The organism is Sphingomonas sp. So64.6b, assembly GCF_014171475.1.
GTDB lineage: Bacteria > Pseudomonadota > Alphaproteobacteria > Sphingomonadales > Sphingomonadaceae > Sphingomonas > Sphingomonas alpina_A.
The window spans coordinates 875,971-888,838 of sequence record NZ_CP048817.1; the positions used below are offsets into that span (position 1 = coordinate 875,971).

The following is a 12,868-nucleotide window of genomic DNA, read 5'->3' on the forward strand; positions in this document are numbered from 1 at the left end:
GAAAGCGGCAATCCCGCTGCCCTGGCGTTCGATGGCCCGTGCGGGGATGACGGAGACCGGATGCCTGAACTTCCCGAAGTAGAAACCACGGTGCAGGGGCTGCGTCCCGTCCTCGAAGGGCAACGACTGGCCAATGTCGAGACGCGGCGTGGTGACCTGCGCCATGCCTTCCCGGTCGACCTACGCCAACGGATGACGGGCGCCGTCGTGACGAGTCTCGGACGCCGCGCCAAATACGGCATGATCGACACCGATCGCGGCGATACGATGATCTTTCATCTCGGCATGTCGGGGCGATGGCGAGTCGATCCAGGCGAATTGCTGCCGCACGACCATCTGCTGATCGATACCGAGGCGGGTCGGCGGCTGGCGCTCAACGACGCGCGGCGATTCGGTTTCGTCGATCTGGTGCTGACGGACGAACTGGATCTCTATCCGCCATTTGCCGCGATGGGGCCGGAACCGCTCGGGCCCGATTTGACCGCGGATCGTCTGCTCAAGGCGCTGACCGGGCGCAAGGCGTCGATCAAGCTGATGCTGCTCGACCAGCGGATCGTCGCGGGCCTCGGCAATATCTATGTCTGCGAGGCACTGTTTCTCGCGCAAATCTCGCCGAAACGCGAGGCGGGGCGGATTTCGCTGCCCCGGCTCGAACGGCTGGTCGAAGCGATTCGGACTGTGCTGGAGGCGGCGATCGAGGCGGGCGGATCGAGCTTGCGCGACTATGCCCGACCGGACGGCGAACTCGGCTATTTCTCGAAACAATTCGCCGTCTATGGCCGTGAAGGCGAGCCGTGTGGATGTGGCGGAACGGTCAAGCGCTACACCGAAGGTGGTCGTTCGACCTTCTGGTGCCCGAAATGCCAGCGCTGACGGTTGACCGACGGGGCTGTCTTGAGTAATGAGCGCGCTTTCCGGGGCCGTGGGCTTTTCCGCCTGCGCCCTTTTCTATTTTAGATCAGAGGGCTTCATGGCGAACACGCCACAGGCGAAAAAGCGTATCCGTCGCAACGATCGTCGCGCGGAAGTAAACGGCAACCGGGTTGGTCGCATCCGCACCTTCATCAAGAAGGTCGAATCGGCGATCGCGGCTGGCGACAAGGACACCGCCGCCACTGCACTGGCAGCGGCGCAGCCTGAACTGGCGCGCGGCGTCGCCAAGGGCGTGTTCCACAAGAACACCGCGTCGCGCAAGTTCGCGCGCCTGACCAAGGCGGTCACCGCACTCGGCTAAGCCTTTATGGCTTCGCGAAAAACGCCCGCCGGGACATGTTCCGGCGGGCTTTTTGTCGTCCCCTCGACCGTTTGCGGTAACCATGTGAGGCCGCGGAACGTGCTGCGGCGCACCCTGAAAATCGGCTGACGGAACATATATAGAAACGTCAGGATTCACCGCGATTCGCACAGGCACGATTCTATCGGTATCTGAGTTAATCGCGTTATTACAGTGACTTGTAAGATTTCTGACGGGAATCCTTGGCTCATGCGGAGTCAACCGGATTATTTCAATTTTCTGACAGCCTCAGGCCTTGATCGACTCGCTGCGATCTTCATAATCAGACCTTCGCCACGACGATATCAGTCGTGCGCGCCAATGCGAAAGCTTTGCTGTCGGCGGACCTTGATTCCGACTGCGGGATGTTTTTGCCGGTCGAAATCAGGCGATGCGGGGGCAGAAACCAGCATCGCGCGGAGGGGGTAGTGCGTGACGGGGATGGATAACGGGTCAGCCAATCGACCCGGGCATCAGAATGAGAGTGCGAAGGCATGGGCAACCGTGCGTGGCCATTTGCGCGAATCGGCGGGGGTGCGCCTGTTCGACCAGTGGCTGAAGCCAATCGAACTGATCGAAAGCGGCGAGACCGATACGATTCGCCTCGCGCTGCCGTCCGCCTTCATGACCAACTGGGTCCGCAACCATTACGCCGACCGCCTTGTCGCGGAATTCCGCGCTATCCTGCCCGAAGTCCGCAGCGTGTCGATCGAGACTCGCACCGCCTCGGTGGCGCCGGCCGTACTAACGGTCGAATCGTCAAGCGCACCGGTGGCCAAACCAGCAGTGCCGTCCGCGCGTCCGTCGCTCGATTCGCGCTTTACCTTCGACCGATTCGTCGTCGATCAATCGAACAAGGTCGCGTTCAACGCGGCCAAGGCGCTGGCCGAGCCGGGCAAGCCTCGGTTCAGCCCGCTGTTCCTCCATAGCGGTACGGGGCAGGGCAAGACCCATCTGATGCACGCGATCGGCCATGCCTATCTCGCTGCATGCCCCGACGCCTCGATCATCCTGATGTCGGCCGAACGCTTCATGTTCGACTTCGTCTCGGCGATGCGCGCCAAGGATACGCACGCTTTCAAGACGCGGCTGCGCTCCGCCGATATGCTGATGATCGACGATCTGCAGTTCATCGCCGGCAAGGATGCGACGCAGGAAGAATTCTTTCACACCATCAACGAAGTGATGGGCGCGGGCCATCGCCTGGTGATTAGCGCCGATCGCTGCCCGCAAGGGCTTGATGGGGTCGAAACGCGGATCACGTCGCGGCTGTCGGTCGGTCTGGTCGCCGACATCAAGACGCCCGATCTGGCGCTGCGCCGCGCGGTGCTCGATCGCAAGCTCGCCGACCTGCCCGAAGCGAAAGTGCCGGCCGAGGTACTCGACCTGCTCGCGTCGCGCATCACCGCGAACATCCGCGATCTCGAAGGATCGCTTAACCGGCTCGTCGCTTATGCGCAGCTGACCGGCGAGGCGATCGACCTGGATTTCGCAGTGGCGACGCTCGGCGATGTACTGCGCGGTGCCGAACGCCGTGTGACGATCGATGAAATCCAGAAAGCGGTCTCGGCGCATTTTGAGATCAAGCCGATCGACCTGGTTTCAGCGCGCCGCGCGGTGGTCGTTGCGCGCCCGCGCCAGATCGCGATGTATCTGGCCAAGCGCCTGACCACTCGCTCGCTGCCGGAGATTGGCCGCAAGTTCGGCGGCCGCGATCACTCCACCGTGATCCATGCGGTGCGCCGGATCGAGGCACTGCGCGACACCGACCGCGAGATCGATGGCGCGGTGCGGATGCTGCTCCGGGAGCTGGAGGGCTAACGCTTCCTAAAGGCCAGGCCGTTTCGGGAAATCGTATGGCTTGCGCCTCTCGATCTCTCCGACTGGGCCGAGTGCCCGCAAAGCTTCCATCAACTCGGTAAGCTTGCGCTTCTCCGGAGAGGGGGCCGCTTGGGTAGCGTGTTTTGCATTCGATATATTTGCGTCAGGCTCCAGCGAGCGTCAATCACGCCACGAATATTCGCCCGACACATTCTGGAGCAACGCCCGGACCGGATCGAATGACCCCACCCCGTTCGTGCTGAGCTTGTCGAAGCACCGCTCTTCTTTTCCCACCACAGGAAAGAAGAACGGCCCATCGACAAGCTCAGGGCGAACGGAGGTTAGCGGATTAGCAGCTCGACAGCCGCCTCACACGTTCAGCCCCACGGCACGTTGCGCCTCGGCCAGCGTCGGTGCGGCCAGCGCGGTGGCCCGGGCGGCCCCCTTCACCAGCGCATTCTCCACCGCTGTGCGATCGTCTAGCAGGCGCGTCAACTGGTCACGGATCGGACCAAGCTTGGCAACCGCCAGATCGGCCAGCGCCGGCTTGAACGCCCCAAAGCCCTTGCCGGCGAAGTCGCTCATCACCGCGTCCGGCGATGCATCCGACAGTGCCGCATAGATCGTCACCAGATTCTTCGCCTCCGGCCGGTCGACCAGGCCGGCGAAGCTATCGGGCAGCAAATCGCCATCGGACTTCGCTTTTTTCAGCTTCTGGACGATCGTGTCGTCGCTATCGATCAGATTGATGCGCGATCCGTCCGACGGGTCGGACTTGGACATCTTCGTCGATCCGTCGCGCAACGACATGATGCGTGGCGCGGCGGCCGAGATCAACGGATCGGGTAGCGGGAACAGCTCGACACCGAAATCCTGGTTGAACTTGGTCGCGATGTCGCGTGCGAGTTCCAGGTGCTGCTTCTGATCATCGCCTACCGGCACATGCGTCGCCTTGTAGAGCAGCACATCCGCCGCCTGCAGCACCGGATAGGTGTAGAGGCCGACACTAGCGCCCTCGCGGTTCTTGCCCGCCTTGTCCTTCCACTGCGTCATGCGGTTCAACCAGCCGGTGCGCGCGGTGCCGCCCAGGATCCAGGCGAGCTCGCTATGTTCGCGCACGCGCGCCTGATTGAACAGGATCGCACGGTCCGGATCGATGCCGGCGGCGAGCAGTGTCGCCGCCATTTCGATCGTGTTGGAATTCAGTTCCTTAGGGTCGATCGCAACGGTCAGCGCATGGAGATCGGCGAGGAAGAACAGGCAGTCTTCACCGGACCCCATCGCATCCTGCATCGCAACCCATTGCTTGATCGCGCCGAGATAATTGCCGAGGTGGAGATTGCCGGTTGGCTGGATGCCGGAGACGACGCGCATTGGAACTTCTTTCAAATCAAACGGGCTTGCGACGCAGCAGCGCGCGCAGATCGGCGGGGCGATAGGCGCGCAACACGAAGCAGGCGACCGCGTAGACCAGCCCGCCGGTGCCGACCAGTATGAACATCGCCGCCCAGCGTGTCAGGCTTGGCCCGGTGGTGTAGGGCGTGAACAGATCGTCGAGGAAATACATCGCGATCCCCATGACCAGCGCTGCGCCGAGCAAACGGATCGCGCGGTGACGCAGCCGCAGGTCGGCGACGAAATGGCCGCGCTTCTTGAGCGCCAGATAGAGCAGCACGACATTGACGCAGCTCGCCAGCGCGGTTGCCAGTGGTGGTCCGAGATGCTGCAGCGGCACGATAAAGGCCAGGTTGAGTATCAGATTGATACCGATCGCGATCGTCGCGAAGCGTACCGGCGTCTTGGTATCGGATCGGGCGTAGAAGCCCGGCGTCAGCACCTTGACCAGAATATAGGCGGGCAGTCCGATCGAGAAAGCAGCGAGCGCACCGGCGGTCGCCAGTGTATCGGCGCTGGTGAAGGCGCCGTGCTGGAACAGGGCTGAAATGATCGGCACGCCGCACACGATCAGCGCGACGGTGGCGGGCAGGGTGAAAAACAGCGCCAGTTCCATGCCGCGGTTCTGCGTTTCCATCGCCTCGGCCTCATGCCCCTTGCCCAGCTGACGCGAAATGGTCGGCAGCAGGACGGTGCCAAGGCCGATACCGATCAGGCCGAGTGGCAACTGATTTAGCCGGTCGGCATAATAGATATAGGACACCGACCCTTCGGGCAGCAGGCTGGCGGCAAGCGCGGTCGAGATGACGAGGTTGATCTGTACCGCGCCGGCGCCAGCCGCGGCGGGCCAGATCAGCGACAGCAGGCGCTTCACATCGGGATTGAGCCGCGGGCGTTTGAGCTTGAGCTTCACGCCGGCACTGCGGCACGCCCAGATCAGCCAGAGCAGTTGCAGCACGCCGGACAGCGTCACCGCGATCGCCTGGTTGCGCGCGGTGCCGAGCGGGTTGGTGTGGAAGAACAGCAGAGCGGCGATCAGTGTCGCGTTGAGCAGGATCGGCGCGGCGGCATTGATCCAGAAACGGTGCAACGAGTTGAGGATTCCGCCGAGCAACGAGACCAGGCTGATCAGCAGCAGATAGGGGAAGGTGATCCGCGACAATTCCACCGCGAATTCGAATTCGGCCGTCGAAATGCCGTTGAAGCCGCCAGATAACGCCCAGGTTACGGGATAAGCGGCCAGCTCCATCACGACCGTCATGACGATCAGGATCGGCAGCAGCACTGACAACGCATCCTCGGCGAAGGACACACCCTTGACCAGGCTGCCTTCCTCGTCCTCTGCCATCTTGCGATTGAACATCGGAATGAACGCAGCGGAAAACGCGCCTTCGGCGAAAAGCGCGCGGAACATGTTGGGCAGGCGAAACGCGATCAGAAACGCATCCGACGCGAAACTCGCGCCGATAAAGCGCGCGAACAGCGAATCGCGGACCAGCCCGAGCACCCGACTGGCCAGCGTCAGCCCGCCGACCGATCCGAGTGCACGGGTAAGGTTCATCGCTAAAGCCTAACCAAATTGTCCGTTCGGACTGAGCCTGTCGATGCCTTGTTCTCCCCTCCGGCAATTAAGAGGAAGAACGGTCCTTCGACAGGCTCAGGACGAACGGGGAGTGAGACGCGCCCCCGATCAGGCTGTGCCGGTTTCCCCGGTGGTGACCGCAGGCTGGCCGTCGGCGGCTGCCTGTTGCTGATAGAGCGCGGCGAAATCGATCGGCTCGAGCATCAGCGGCGGGAAGCCGCCATCGCGGATCGCATCGGCCAGGACCCGGCGTGCGAAGGGGAAGATCAGGCGCGGCGCTTCGCCGAGCAGGAAAGGCTGGATATGTTCGGTCGGCACGTTGCGGATACCGAAGAGTCCGGCATAAGCGAGCTCGGCGATGAAGGCGACCTGGCCATCGGCCTCGGCGCGGACGTCGATGCGCAGGATGACTTCGTGCACATCCTCACCGACCTGACCCGATCCGATGTTGAACTGGACGTCGATCTGCGGCTGGTTCGGGTTCTGATAGACCGCCGGCGCGTTCGGATTTTCGAACGAGAGATCTTTCACATATTGCGAGATCAGGCCGACGGCGGGCAGCGTGTCCTCGCCATTCGCATAGGGCTCGCCGCCGGTCGCAATATTGTCCTGCTCGTCCATCGAAACTTGATCCTCTTATATCCGTAAAGAATGTAGGCGTTGCGTCCTGTCGCGAAAGGGCGCGTGCCGGTGGGGCGCGACTAGCAGGGGGCGGCGGGTTGTTCAACGGGCGCGACGCAAGCGGATTGCAACACCGTGCGCATCATTTGAAACATTCGCGCGTTGTGCCTATGTAGTCCGTTAGCCGAATATCGGAGACCCGAGTGTTTTACGTAGTTCTTCTCGCGATGGTGGCAGGTTTCCTTGCGCTGCGTCTGTATATGGTGCTCGGCAAGCGGACCGGTCATGAACAGCCCTTGCCCAAGGCGGCTGAGGATCGTCTGCCGATCACTACGCTGCCGCGCCCGATCGAGGCAGCGCCGGAGCCGCGTGAACTGGTCAATCGGAACATCGATCCGAAGGCCGAAGCTGGTCTGCGCGCGATCGTCTCGGCGGAAGCCGGCTTCGATGTCGGCCAGTTCGTCGAAGGTGCGCAAAGCGCCTATCGCATGATTCTGGAGGCTTATTGGAAGGGCGACGAGGAATCGCTCGGCTGGCTGGTCGAGGATGAGGTCAAACAGGCATTCGCCGACGCGATCGCCGCGCGCCGTGACGCCGGGCATGTGCTCGACAACCGCCTCGTATCGATTGAACGTGCGATCATCGCCGATGCCGCACTCGATGGCCGCAATGCGCGGATCACGGTGCGGTTCGATGCCGATATCGCCGCAGTGACGCGTGATGCCGAGGGCAATCTCGTCGCCGGGTCGATGAGCGACGCGGTTGAGACGCATGATGTATGGACCTTCGCGCGGACGCTGAAGAGCAGCGATCCGAACTGGAAGCTTGCCGACACCGACGAAGCCTGATTTGGGCTTGAACTAGGTTTGAAGGGGATTTGAGCATGCGCCGCTGGGGGGTGGCCGCGCTGGCCTTGATGCTGGGCGCGTGCGGTGGGCAGATGGTCCCGCCGTCCAATCCGTCTTCCGAGCCGCCGGTGCGTCAGCCGGTCGCCGCCAAGCCGATCGCCGCGGCACCCGTGACTGCATCGACCGGTGCCCTTACCGCGGCAGTTGCGGGCGCGATCGCCGGTCCGCCAATCTATTCGCTACCCATCACCGATGCGCAGGCGGCGCACGCGCTGGTGGCATTCCGCCTGAGCTGTCCGTCGCTGATCAAGCGCACCGACACGTCGGGCCTGACGCGCGGCGCTGACTGGCAATCGGCATGCGCTGCTGCGGCCACGGCACGAGCCGGAGAGGCCCGGGCGTTTTTCAATCAATGGTTCGAAAGCGTCCAGGTCGGCGACGGCCGCGCCTTTGCGACCGGCTATTACGAACCGGAGATCGCCGGTTCGCGCGATCGCCGCACTGGCTATGACGTCCCAATTTACGGCCGTCCTGGCGACTTGATCGAAGCCGATCTTGGTCAATTCGTCGAAGACCTGAAAGGCAAGAAGATCCGCGGCCGGCTCGATCGGGGTGCGCTGGTGCCCTATTATGATCGCACGCAGATCGAAACCGGCGCGCTCACCGGTCGCGCGCCGATCATTGCATGGGCAGCAGACCCGGTCGAGATTTTCTTCCTGCAGATTCAGGGGTCGGGCAGGCTCAAACTGCCCGACGGCTCGGTGATGCGGATCGGCTATGATACCCAGAATGGGCGCCCCTATACCGGGATCGGCGCACTGATGAAGGAACGCGGCCTGCTCAAGCCTGGTCAGACGTCGATGCAGGGTATCGTCGCCTGGCTGCACGATAATCCCGTGCAGGGCCGTGACATCATGCGCGAGAATAAGAGTTTCGTGTTTTTCCGCGAACAAAGCGGTGCACCGATCGGCGCGATGGGCCTGCCGGTGACCGGCCAGGTCAGTGCGGCCGCCGACCCGAAATTCATGCCGATGGGCGCGCCGGTCTTCCTCTCGCTCGATCGTACCGATGCGACCGGCCTGTGGGTCGTCCAGGATACCGGCGGCGCGATCCGGGGCAGCAACCGGATCGACACATTCTGGGGTGCGGGCAGCGAGGCCCGCGCAATTGCCGGCGGCATGAGCGCGCGAGGGTCGGCGTTCCTGTTTCTGCCGATCGGTACATTGACGCGGCTGGCGGGGGAGGCCGCGCGTGGCGGAGCGGCCGTTAAGCCCTGATGAAGCCGCGTTATGGGCGCGCGTGCTTGAGACGGTGCGGCCCATGCGCGTGGCAAAGACCCCGGTAAAGGCGGTGGCACCGGTCGCTAAGGCCGCTCTTCCCGTGGCGGATCGCGACCTCAAGCCACGGCCTGCACCGCCGGCAAAGATGCCGAAAAAGGCACCTGTGGCTCAACTTCGCATTCCCGTGGCACCCCCGCCGCCCAAAAAAACGGTGAGCAAGGAGCACGCCACGCTCGACGGATCCTGGGATCGCCAGCTGTCGCGTGGAGCGATCGCGCCGGATCGGGCGATCGACCTTCACGGACATAATTTGTCCACCGCCTACACGACGCTCGACAGCGCGCTCGACCGGGCGATCCGCGATGGCGACCGGGTTGTGCTGCTCGTCACCGGCAAGCCGCCACGCCCTGAAAGCGAGCGTCCCCATGCGCGCGGTGCGATCCGGGCTGCGGTTGGTGACTGGTTGGCCGGGTCGCGTCACGCCGCCGCAATCGCCGCAGTACGCGGCGCACATCCGCGCCATGGCGGGACCGGTGCGCTCTATATCATCCTGCGAAAACCGGCCCCGAAACCGGCCCCTAAACCGATGGGTACGAGGAAAAATTAACCTATTGCGCGCAATGTCCGCCTTTGGACCGGAATGGCGGGATTGCCACCGCGGGGGGATCTATAATCGCGATGGAAGGCGTATCGCTGAAGAGTCGTGCCATCGCTTTTGCGATGTGCGCGGGCGCGGTCGCGTTCATCCTCGCGTTGGTCGCGACCTCCAGCGGTAATATCGATATCGCCAATATATCGCGCGCGCTGATCCCGGCGATCGTGTGCGCCGTAATGTGCTGGGCATCGGCGGAACGGGCGATATCGACCACTGCCTCGTCGATCGATTCCGCCATCGCACGGCTGACGCGCGCCGCACATGGCGACCTGGATGGCGAGATTCCTTCTGAAATCGCTGAAAACGTGCCGCAGCTGGCCAGCGCGATGCGCGGTTTGTTTCAACAACTTGGCGCCAATCTGGAAAGCGTCCATCGCCTCGCGATGTTCGACCCGGTAACGGCGCTGCCCAACCGCACTAATTTTCGCCGCACCTGCGAACGGGTACTCAGCGATATGCCACAGGGCACCGACGCGGCCCTGTTCTTTATCGATCTCGATCGTTTCAAGGTGGTCAACGACACGATGGGCCATGCGATGGGCGACATGCTGCTCGGCATGGTCGCGAACCGCCTGCGCGCGGTGGCGGACCGGGTGGTGACGGAGATCGGTACCTCCCAACCGTTGATTGGCCGGCTCGCTGGCGATGAGTTCACCATCTTCTTTTCCGACCTGCGCGATCCCGCCGACGCCGCGCGGATCGGCCGCGGCATTTTGTTCGCGCTTGCCGAAGCGTTCGATCTGGCCGGTACGGAAGTTGAGATCGGCGCTTCGATCGGCATCGCGATGCGACCCGAACATGGCATCAACCTGACTGACCTGATGCGTGCGGCCGATGCCGCAATGTACCATGCCAAGGCGAACGGGCGCGGGCGCACGGAGTTTTTCAGTGTCGCGCTGGCCGAACAGATCGCCGACCGTGCCCAGCTCGAAAGCGACCTGCGCGAGGCGATCGAACAGAATCAATTCACGCTCGTCTTCCAGCCGCAGATCGGCTTGCCGGCCGGGCGGATTGTTGCCGCCGAGGCGCTGTTGCGCTGGCGTCACCCGCGTGACGGGCTAAGGTTGCCCGGCACTTTCATCAAGCGCGCCGAGGAGACCGGCCTGATCGTCGAGATTGGCGAATGGGTTATCGCAACTGTCGCCGACACCATTGCGCGCTGGGGCAAGATGGGGATCGAGCAACGCCTGGCGATCAACATCTCGCCGCGTCAGCTCGACCATGCGGCGTTCTTCCGCCGCCTGCGTGCGGCGATGAAGGCAGCGAACGCCCCGGCGCATCTGCTTGAGCTCGAGATTACCGAGACGCTGGCGATGCATTGCAGCAGCGAGGTGATCGAAGCGATCGCTCAATTGCGCGCCGATGGCGCGACGATCTCGATCGACGATTTCGGCACCGGCTATTCCAATCTCGCGCGGTTGCGCGATCTGCCGGTCGACCGGGTCAAGCTCGACCGCAGCCTGATCGAACATATCGCCGACAGCAACGAGGCCCGCACGATCGCACACGCGGTGATCGGGCTGATTCATGGCCTTGGCTGCGAGGCGGTGGGCGAGGGGATCGAAACCCAGGCACAGGCGGACGTGTTGCGCGTGATTGGCTGCGACGTGATCCAGGGATATGCCATCGCCCTGCCGATGGATGAGGAAGCCTTTATCGCCTGGTCGCGCACTGACGAGCGGCGCGCGCTCGCGGGGTAATCCAACCTTCGCTCGAAACGAACGGGAAAGGGGAACGATCACGCGATCCCTTCGACCAGCTTCCGATAGACGATGAAGCCGCTATCTTCGCCGACTTGATCGTACAGACGTCTGGCTACCGCGTTGCTCTCATGCGTTTGCCAATAGACCCGACCAGAGCCGGCGATCCGCGCGCGGTCATGGACCGCAGTGATCAGCGCGGAACCGATACCCCGACCGCGCGCAGCTTCGGTGGTGAAGAGATCCTGAAGGTAACAGGTATCGGCGATCGCCGTCGTGCTGCGGTGAAAGAGATAATGCGCCAGGCCGAGCAATTGCCCGTCATCCTCCGCCACCAGAGCATGGACCGGCTCCGCGGTATCATGGAAGCGGCCCCAAGTTGCCTGTGTGATCGCCGGAAAAAGTGCGGTCGGACCGGCCCTGCCGTAAAAGGCGTTATAACCATCCCATAACGGAAGCCAGGCATGGAAGTCGGCCAGCGTCACCGGGCGTATGCGAATGTCGGCCATTGTCAGCCCTTTCTTATATCTGTCCGGTTCCGGTTGCCGGTTCGGCCAGCGCCCGCTGGAGGATGTCGGCATAGATGTCACGCAAGGCGAGGAGGTCGTCGAGCGCGACCGCTTCGTCGAGCTTATGCATTGTCGCATTGACCAGCCCGAACTCCACCACCGGGCAAAGCGCGGACAGGAAGCGTGCGTCGGACGTGCCGCCGGTAGTCGACAGTTCCGGGCGTGTACCGATATGGGCCTCGATCGCGTCGCCGATCAGGGTCGAGAAAGCGCCAGGCGGCGTCAGGAAGGCCTCACCGGAGATGCGCGCGATCAGCTTACCCTCCGGTGCATGAGCATGGACAATGGCTTCGATCCGCTCGACCAGATCCTCGCCACGTTGCAGATCGTTGAAGCGGATGCTGAGCCGGGCCGAGGCATGGGCTGGAATGACGTTGGTCGCGGGGTTGCCGACGGTGATATCGGTCACTTCGATATTCGACGGCTGGAACCAGTCACTGCCGGCATCGAGGGTGATCGCATCGACGTCCGACAGGATCGACACGAGTCGGCGGATCGGATTGTCGGCCAGGTGCGGATAGGCGACATGGCCCTGCTTGCCGGGGATATCGATCCACATATTGACCGATCCGCGCCGCCCGATCTTGATCATATCACCGAGCCGAGCCGCGCTGGTCGGCTCACCGACCAGGCACAAATCGGGTTTCAGCCCGCGCTCGGCCATGCGCTCGATGATCGCCACGGTGCCATAGGTCGCGGGTCCTTCCTCGTCGCCGGTGATGATCAGGCTGATAATGCCGTCGGCTTCAGCGGGGATCGCCGCCACAAAGGCGGCGATCGCGCCCTTCATATCGACCGCGCCGCGTCCATGGAGCAGGCCGCCGCGGATTTCGGGCTCGAACGCACCACTGGTCCAGCCACTGCCCGGCGGTACGACGTCGAGATGGCCCGCAAAAGCGAAGTGTTTGCCCGACGCGCCGCGTACCGCGAGCATATTCTCGACTGGTCCGTCGGGCGCTTCGCCGGTCACGAAGCGCTCCACGTCGAAGCCCAGTGGAACCAGCGCCGCTTCGAGTACATCGAACACCGTGCCACGGGCGGGGGTTACGCTGTCGCAGGCGATCAGCGCCTTGGTAAGGGCGACGACTTCGGGCAGATTGTCTTCAGTTTGCATGGAGGGGACA

At 63.2% G+C, this 12,868-nt stretch carries 12 protein-coding genes; 7 read left to right on the forward strand and 5 right to left on the reverse strand.

The annotated features are described in order from the left end of the window. Positions 1-60: 60 nt before the first annotated feature. The 3 genes from mutM (at position 61) to dnaA (ending at position 3,094) form a co-directional block, all read left to right on the forward strand. Positions 61-873: a bifunctional DNA-formamidopyrimidine glycosylase/DNA-(apurinic or apyrimidinic site) lyase gene (gene mutM / locus G4G27_RS04050; protein ID WP_183112158.1), complete on the forward strand. Its 813-nt coding sequence runs from the start codon at positions 61-63 to the stop codon at positions 871-873. A gap of 97 nt (positions 874-970) precedes the next feature. After that, positions 971-1,234, forward strand: a complete 264-nt coding sequence (rpsT, locus tag G4G27_RS04055; protein WP_183112159.1) for a 30S ribosomal protein S20 — start codon at positions 971-973, stop codon at positions 1,232-1,234. Positions 1,235-1,714: 480 nt separating this feature from the next. Further along, entirely contained in the window at positions 1,715-3,094 is a 1,380-nt protein-coding gene (gene dnaA, locus G4G27_RS04060) for a chromosomal replication initiator protein DnaA (protein ID WP_183113603.1), read from the forward strand. Between the two features lie 369 nt (positions 3,095-3,463). Here dnaA and trpS read toward each other — a convergent pair whose 3' ends face one another. The 3 genes from trpS to secB all read right to left on the reverse strand — a co-directional run bounded on the left by trpS (position 3,464) and on the right by secB (position 6,692). Then, positions 3,464-4,468, reverse strand: coding sequence for a tryptophan--tRNA ligase (trpS, locus tag G4G27_RS04065; protein WP_183112160.1), 1,005 nt, complete (start codon positions 4,466-4,468; stop codon positions 3,464-3,466). Positions 4,469-4,484: 16 nt separating this feature from the next. Beyond that, entirely contained in the window at positions 4,485-6,050 is a 1,566-nt protein-coding gene (murJ, locus tag G4G27_RS04070; protein ID WP_183112161.1) for a murein biosynthesis integral membrane protein MurJ, read from the reverse strand. 129 nt (positions 6,051-6,179) lie between these two features. Beyond that, positions 6,180-6,692: a protein-export chaperone SecB gene (gene secB, locus G4G27_RS04075; RefSeq protein ID WP_183112162.1), complete on the reverse strand. Its 513-nt coding sequence runs from the start codon at positions 6,690-6,692 to the stop codon at positions 6,180-6,182. Between the two features lie 203 nt (positions 6,693-6,895). On the opposite strand from secB, the gene G4G27_RS04080 reads away from it, so the two are divergent. The 4 genes from G4G27_RS04080 to G4G27_RS04095 all read left to right on the forward strand — a co-directional run bounded on the left by G4G27_RS04080 (position 6,896) and on the right by G4G27_RS04095 (position 11,175). Then, entirely contained in the window at positions 6,896-7,540 is a 645-nt protein-coding gene (locus tag G4G27_RS04080; RefSeq protein WP_183112163.1) for a Tim44/TimA family putative adaptor protein, read from the forward strand. Positions 7,541-7,575: 35 nt separating this feature from the next. Continuing rightward, positions 7,576-8,817, forward strand: a complete 1,242-nt coding sequence (locus G4G27_RS04085; RefSeq protein WP_244624550.1) for a murein transglycosylase A — start codon at positions 7,576-7,578, stop codon at positions 8,815-8,817. 43 nt (positions 8,818-8,860) lie between these two features. Further along, positions 8,861-9,427, forward strand: a complete 567-nt coding sequence (locus G4G27_RS04090; RefSeq protein WP_183112164.1) for a Smr/MutS family protein — start codon at positions 8,861-8,863, stop codon at positions 9,425-9,427. 71 nt (positions 9,428-9,498) lie between these two features. Further along, positions 9,499-11,175 (forward strand): EAL domain-containing protein, encoded by a 1,677-nt coding sequence (locus G4G27_RS04095; RefSeq protein WP_183112165.1) that lies wholly within the window; start codon positions 9,499-9,501, stop codon positions 11,173-11,175. A 38-nt stretch (positions 11,176-11,213) separates the two neighbouring features. Here the strand turns inward: G4G27_RS04095 and G4G27_RS04100 are convergent, their stop codons facing one another. Continuing rightward, positions 11,214-11,684 (reverse strand): GNAT family N-acetyltransferase, encoded by a 471-nt coding sequence (locus G4G27_RS04100; RefSeq protein WP_183112166.1) that lies wholly within the window; start codon positions 11,682-11,684, stop codon positions 11,214-11,216. Between the two features lie 13 nt (positions 11,685-11,697). Further along, positions 11,698-12,858 (reverse strand): succinyl-diaminopimelate desuccinylase, encoded by a 1,161-nt coding sequence (gene dapE / locus G4G27_RS04105; RefSeq protein WP_183112167.1) that lies wholly within the window; start codon positions 12,856-12,858, stop codon positions 11,698-11,700. Between the last annotated feature and the right edge of the window lie 10 nt (positions 12,859-12,868).

What these genes read in the sequence shown, in the direction of transcription:
- dapE (WP_183112167.1), bottom strand. Translation starts at nt 12,858, where the DNA reads ATGCAAACTGAAGACAATCTGCCCGAAGTCGTCGCCCTTACCAAGGCG.
- G4G27_RS04085 (WP_244624550.1), top strand. Translation starts at nt 7,576, where the DNA reads ATGCGCCGCTGGGGGGTGGCCGCGCTGGCCTTGATGCTGGGCGCGTGC.
- secB (WP_183112162.1), bottom strand. Translation starts at nt 6,692, where the DNA reads ATGGACGAGCAGGACAATATTGCGACCGGCGGCGAGCCCTATGCGAAT.
- G4G27_RS04100 (WP_183112166.1), bottom strand. Translation starts at nt 11,684, where the DNA reads ATGGCCGACATTCGCATACGCCCGGTGACGCTGGCCGACTTCCATGCC.
- mutM (WP_183112158.1), top strand. Translation starts at nt 61, where the DNA reads ATGCCTGAACTTCCCGAAGTAGAAACCACGGTGCAGGGGCTGCGTCCC.
- G4G27_RS04090 (WP_183112164.1), top strand. Translation starts at nt 8,861, where the DNA reads ATGCGCGTGGCAAAGACCCCGGTAAAGGCGGTGGCACCGGTCGCTAAG.
- dnaA (WP_183113603.1), top strand. Translation starts at nt 1,715, where the DNA reads ATGGATAACGGGTCAGCCAATCGACCCGGGCATCAGAATGAGAGTGCG.
- rpsT (WP_183112159.1), top strand. Translation starts at nt 971, where the DNA reads ATGGCGAACACGCCACAGGCGAAAAAGCGTATCCGTCGCAACGATCGT.
- murJ (WP_183112161.1), bottom strand. Translation starts at nt 6,050, where the DNA reads ATGAACCTTACCCGTGCACTCGGATCGGTCGGCGGGCTGACGCTGGCC.
- G4G27_RS04095 (WP_183112165.1), top strand. Translation starts at nt 9,499, where the DNA reads ATGGAAGGCGTATCGCTGAAGAGTCGTGCCATCGCTTTTGCGATGTGC.
- trpS (WP_183112160.1), bottom strand. Translation starts at nt 4,468, where the DNA reads ATGCGCGTCGTCTCCGGCATCCAGCCAACCGGCAATCTCCACCTCGGC.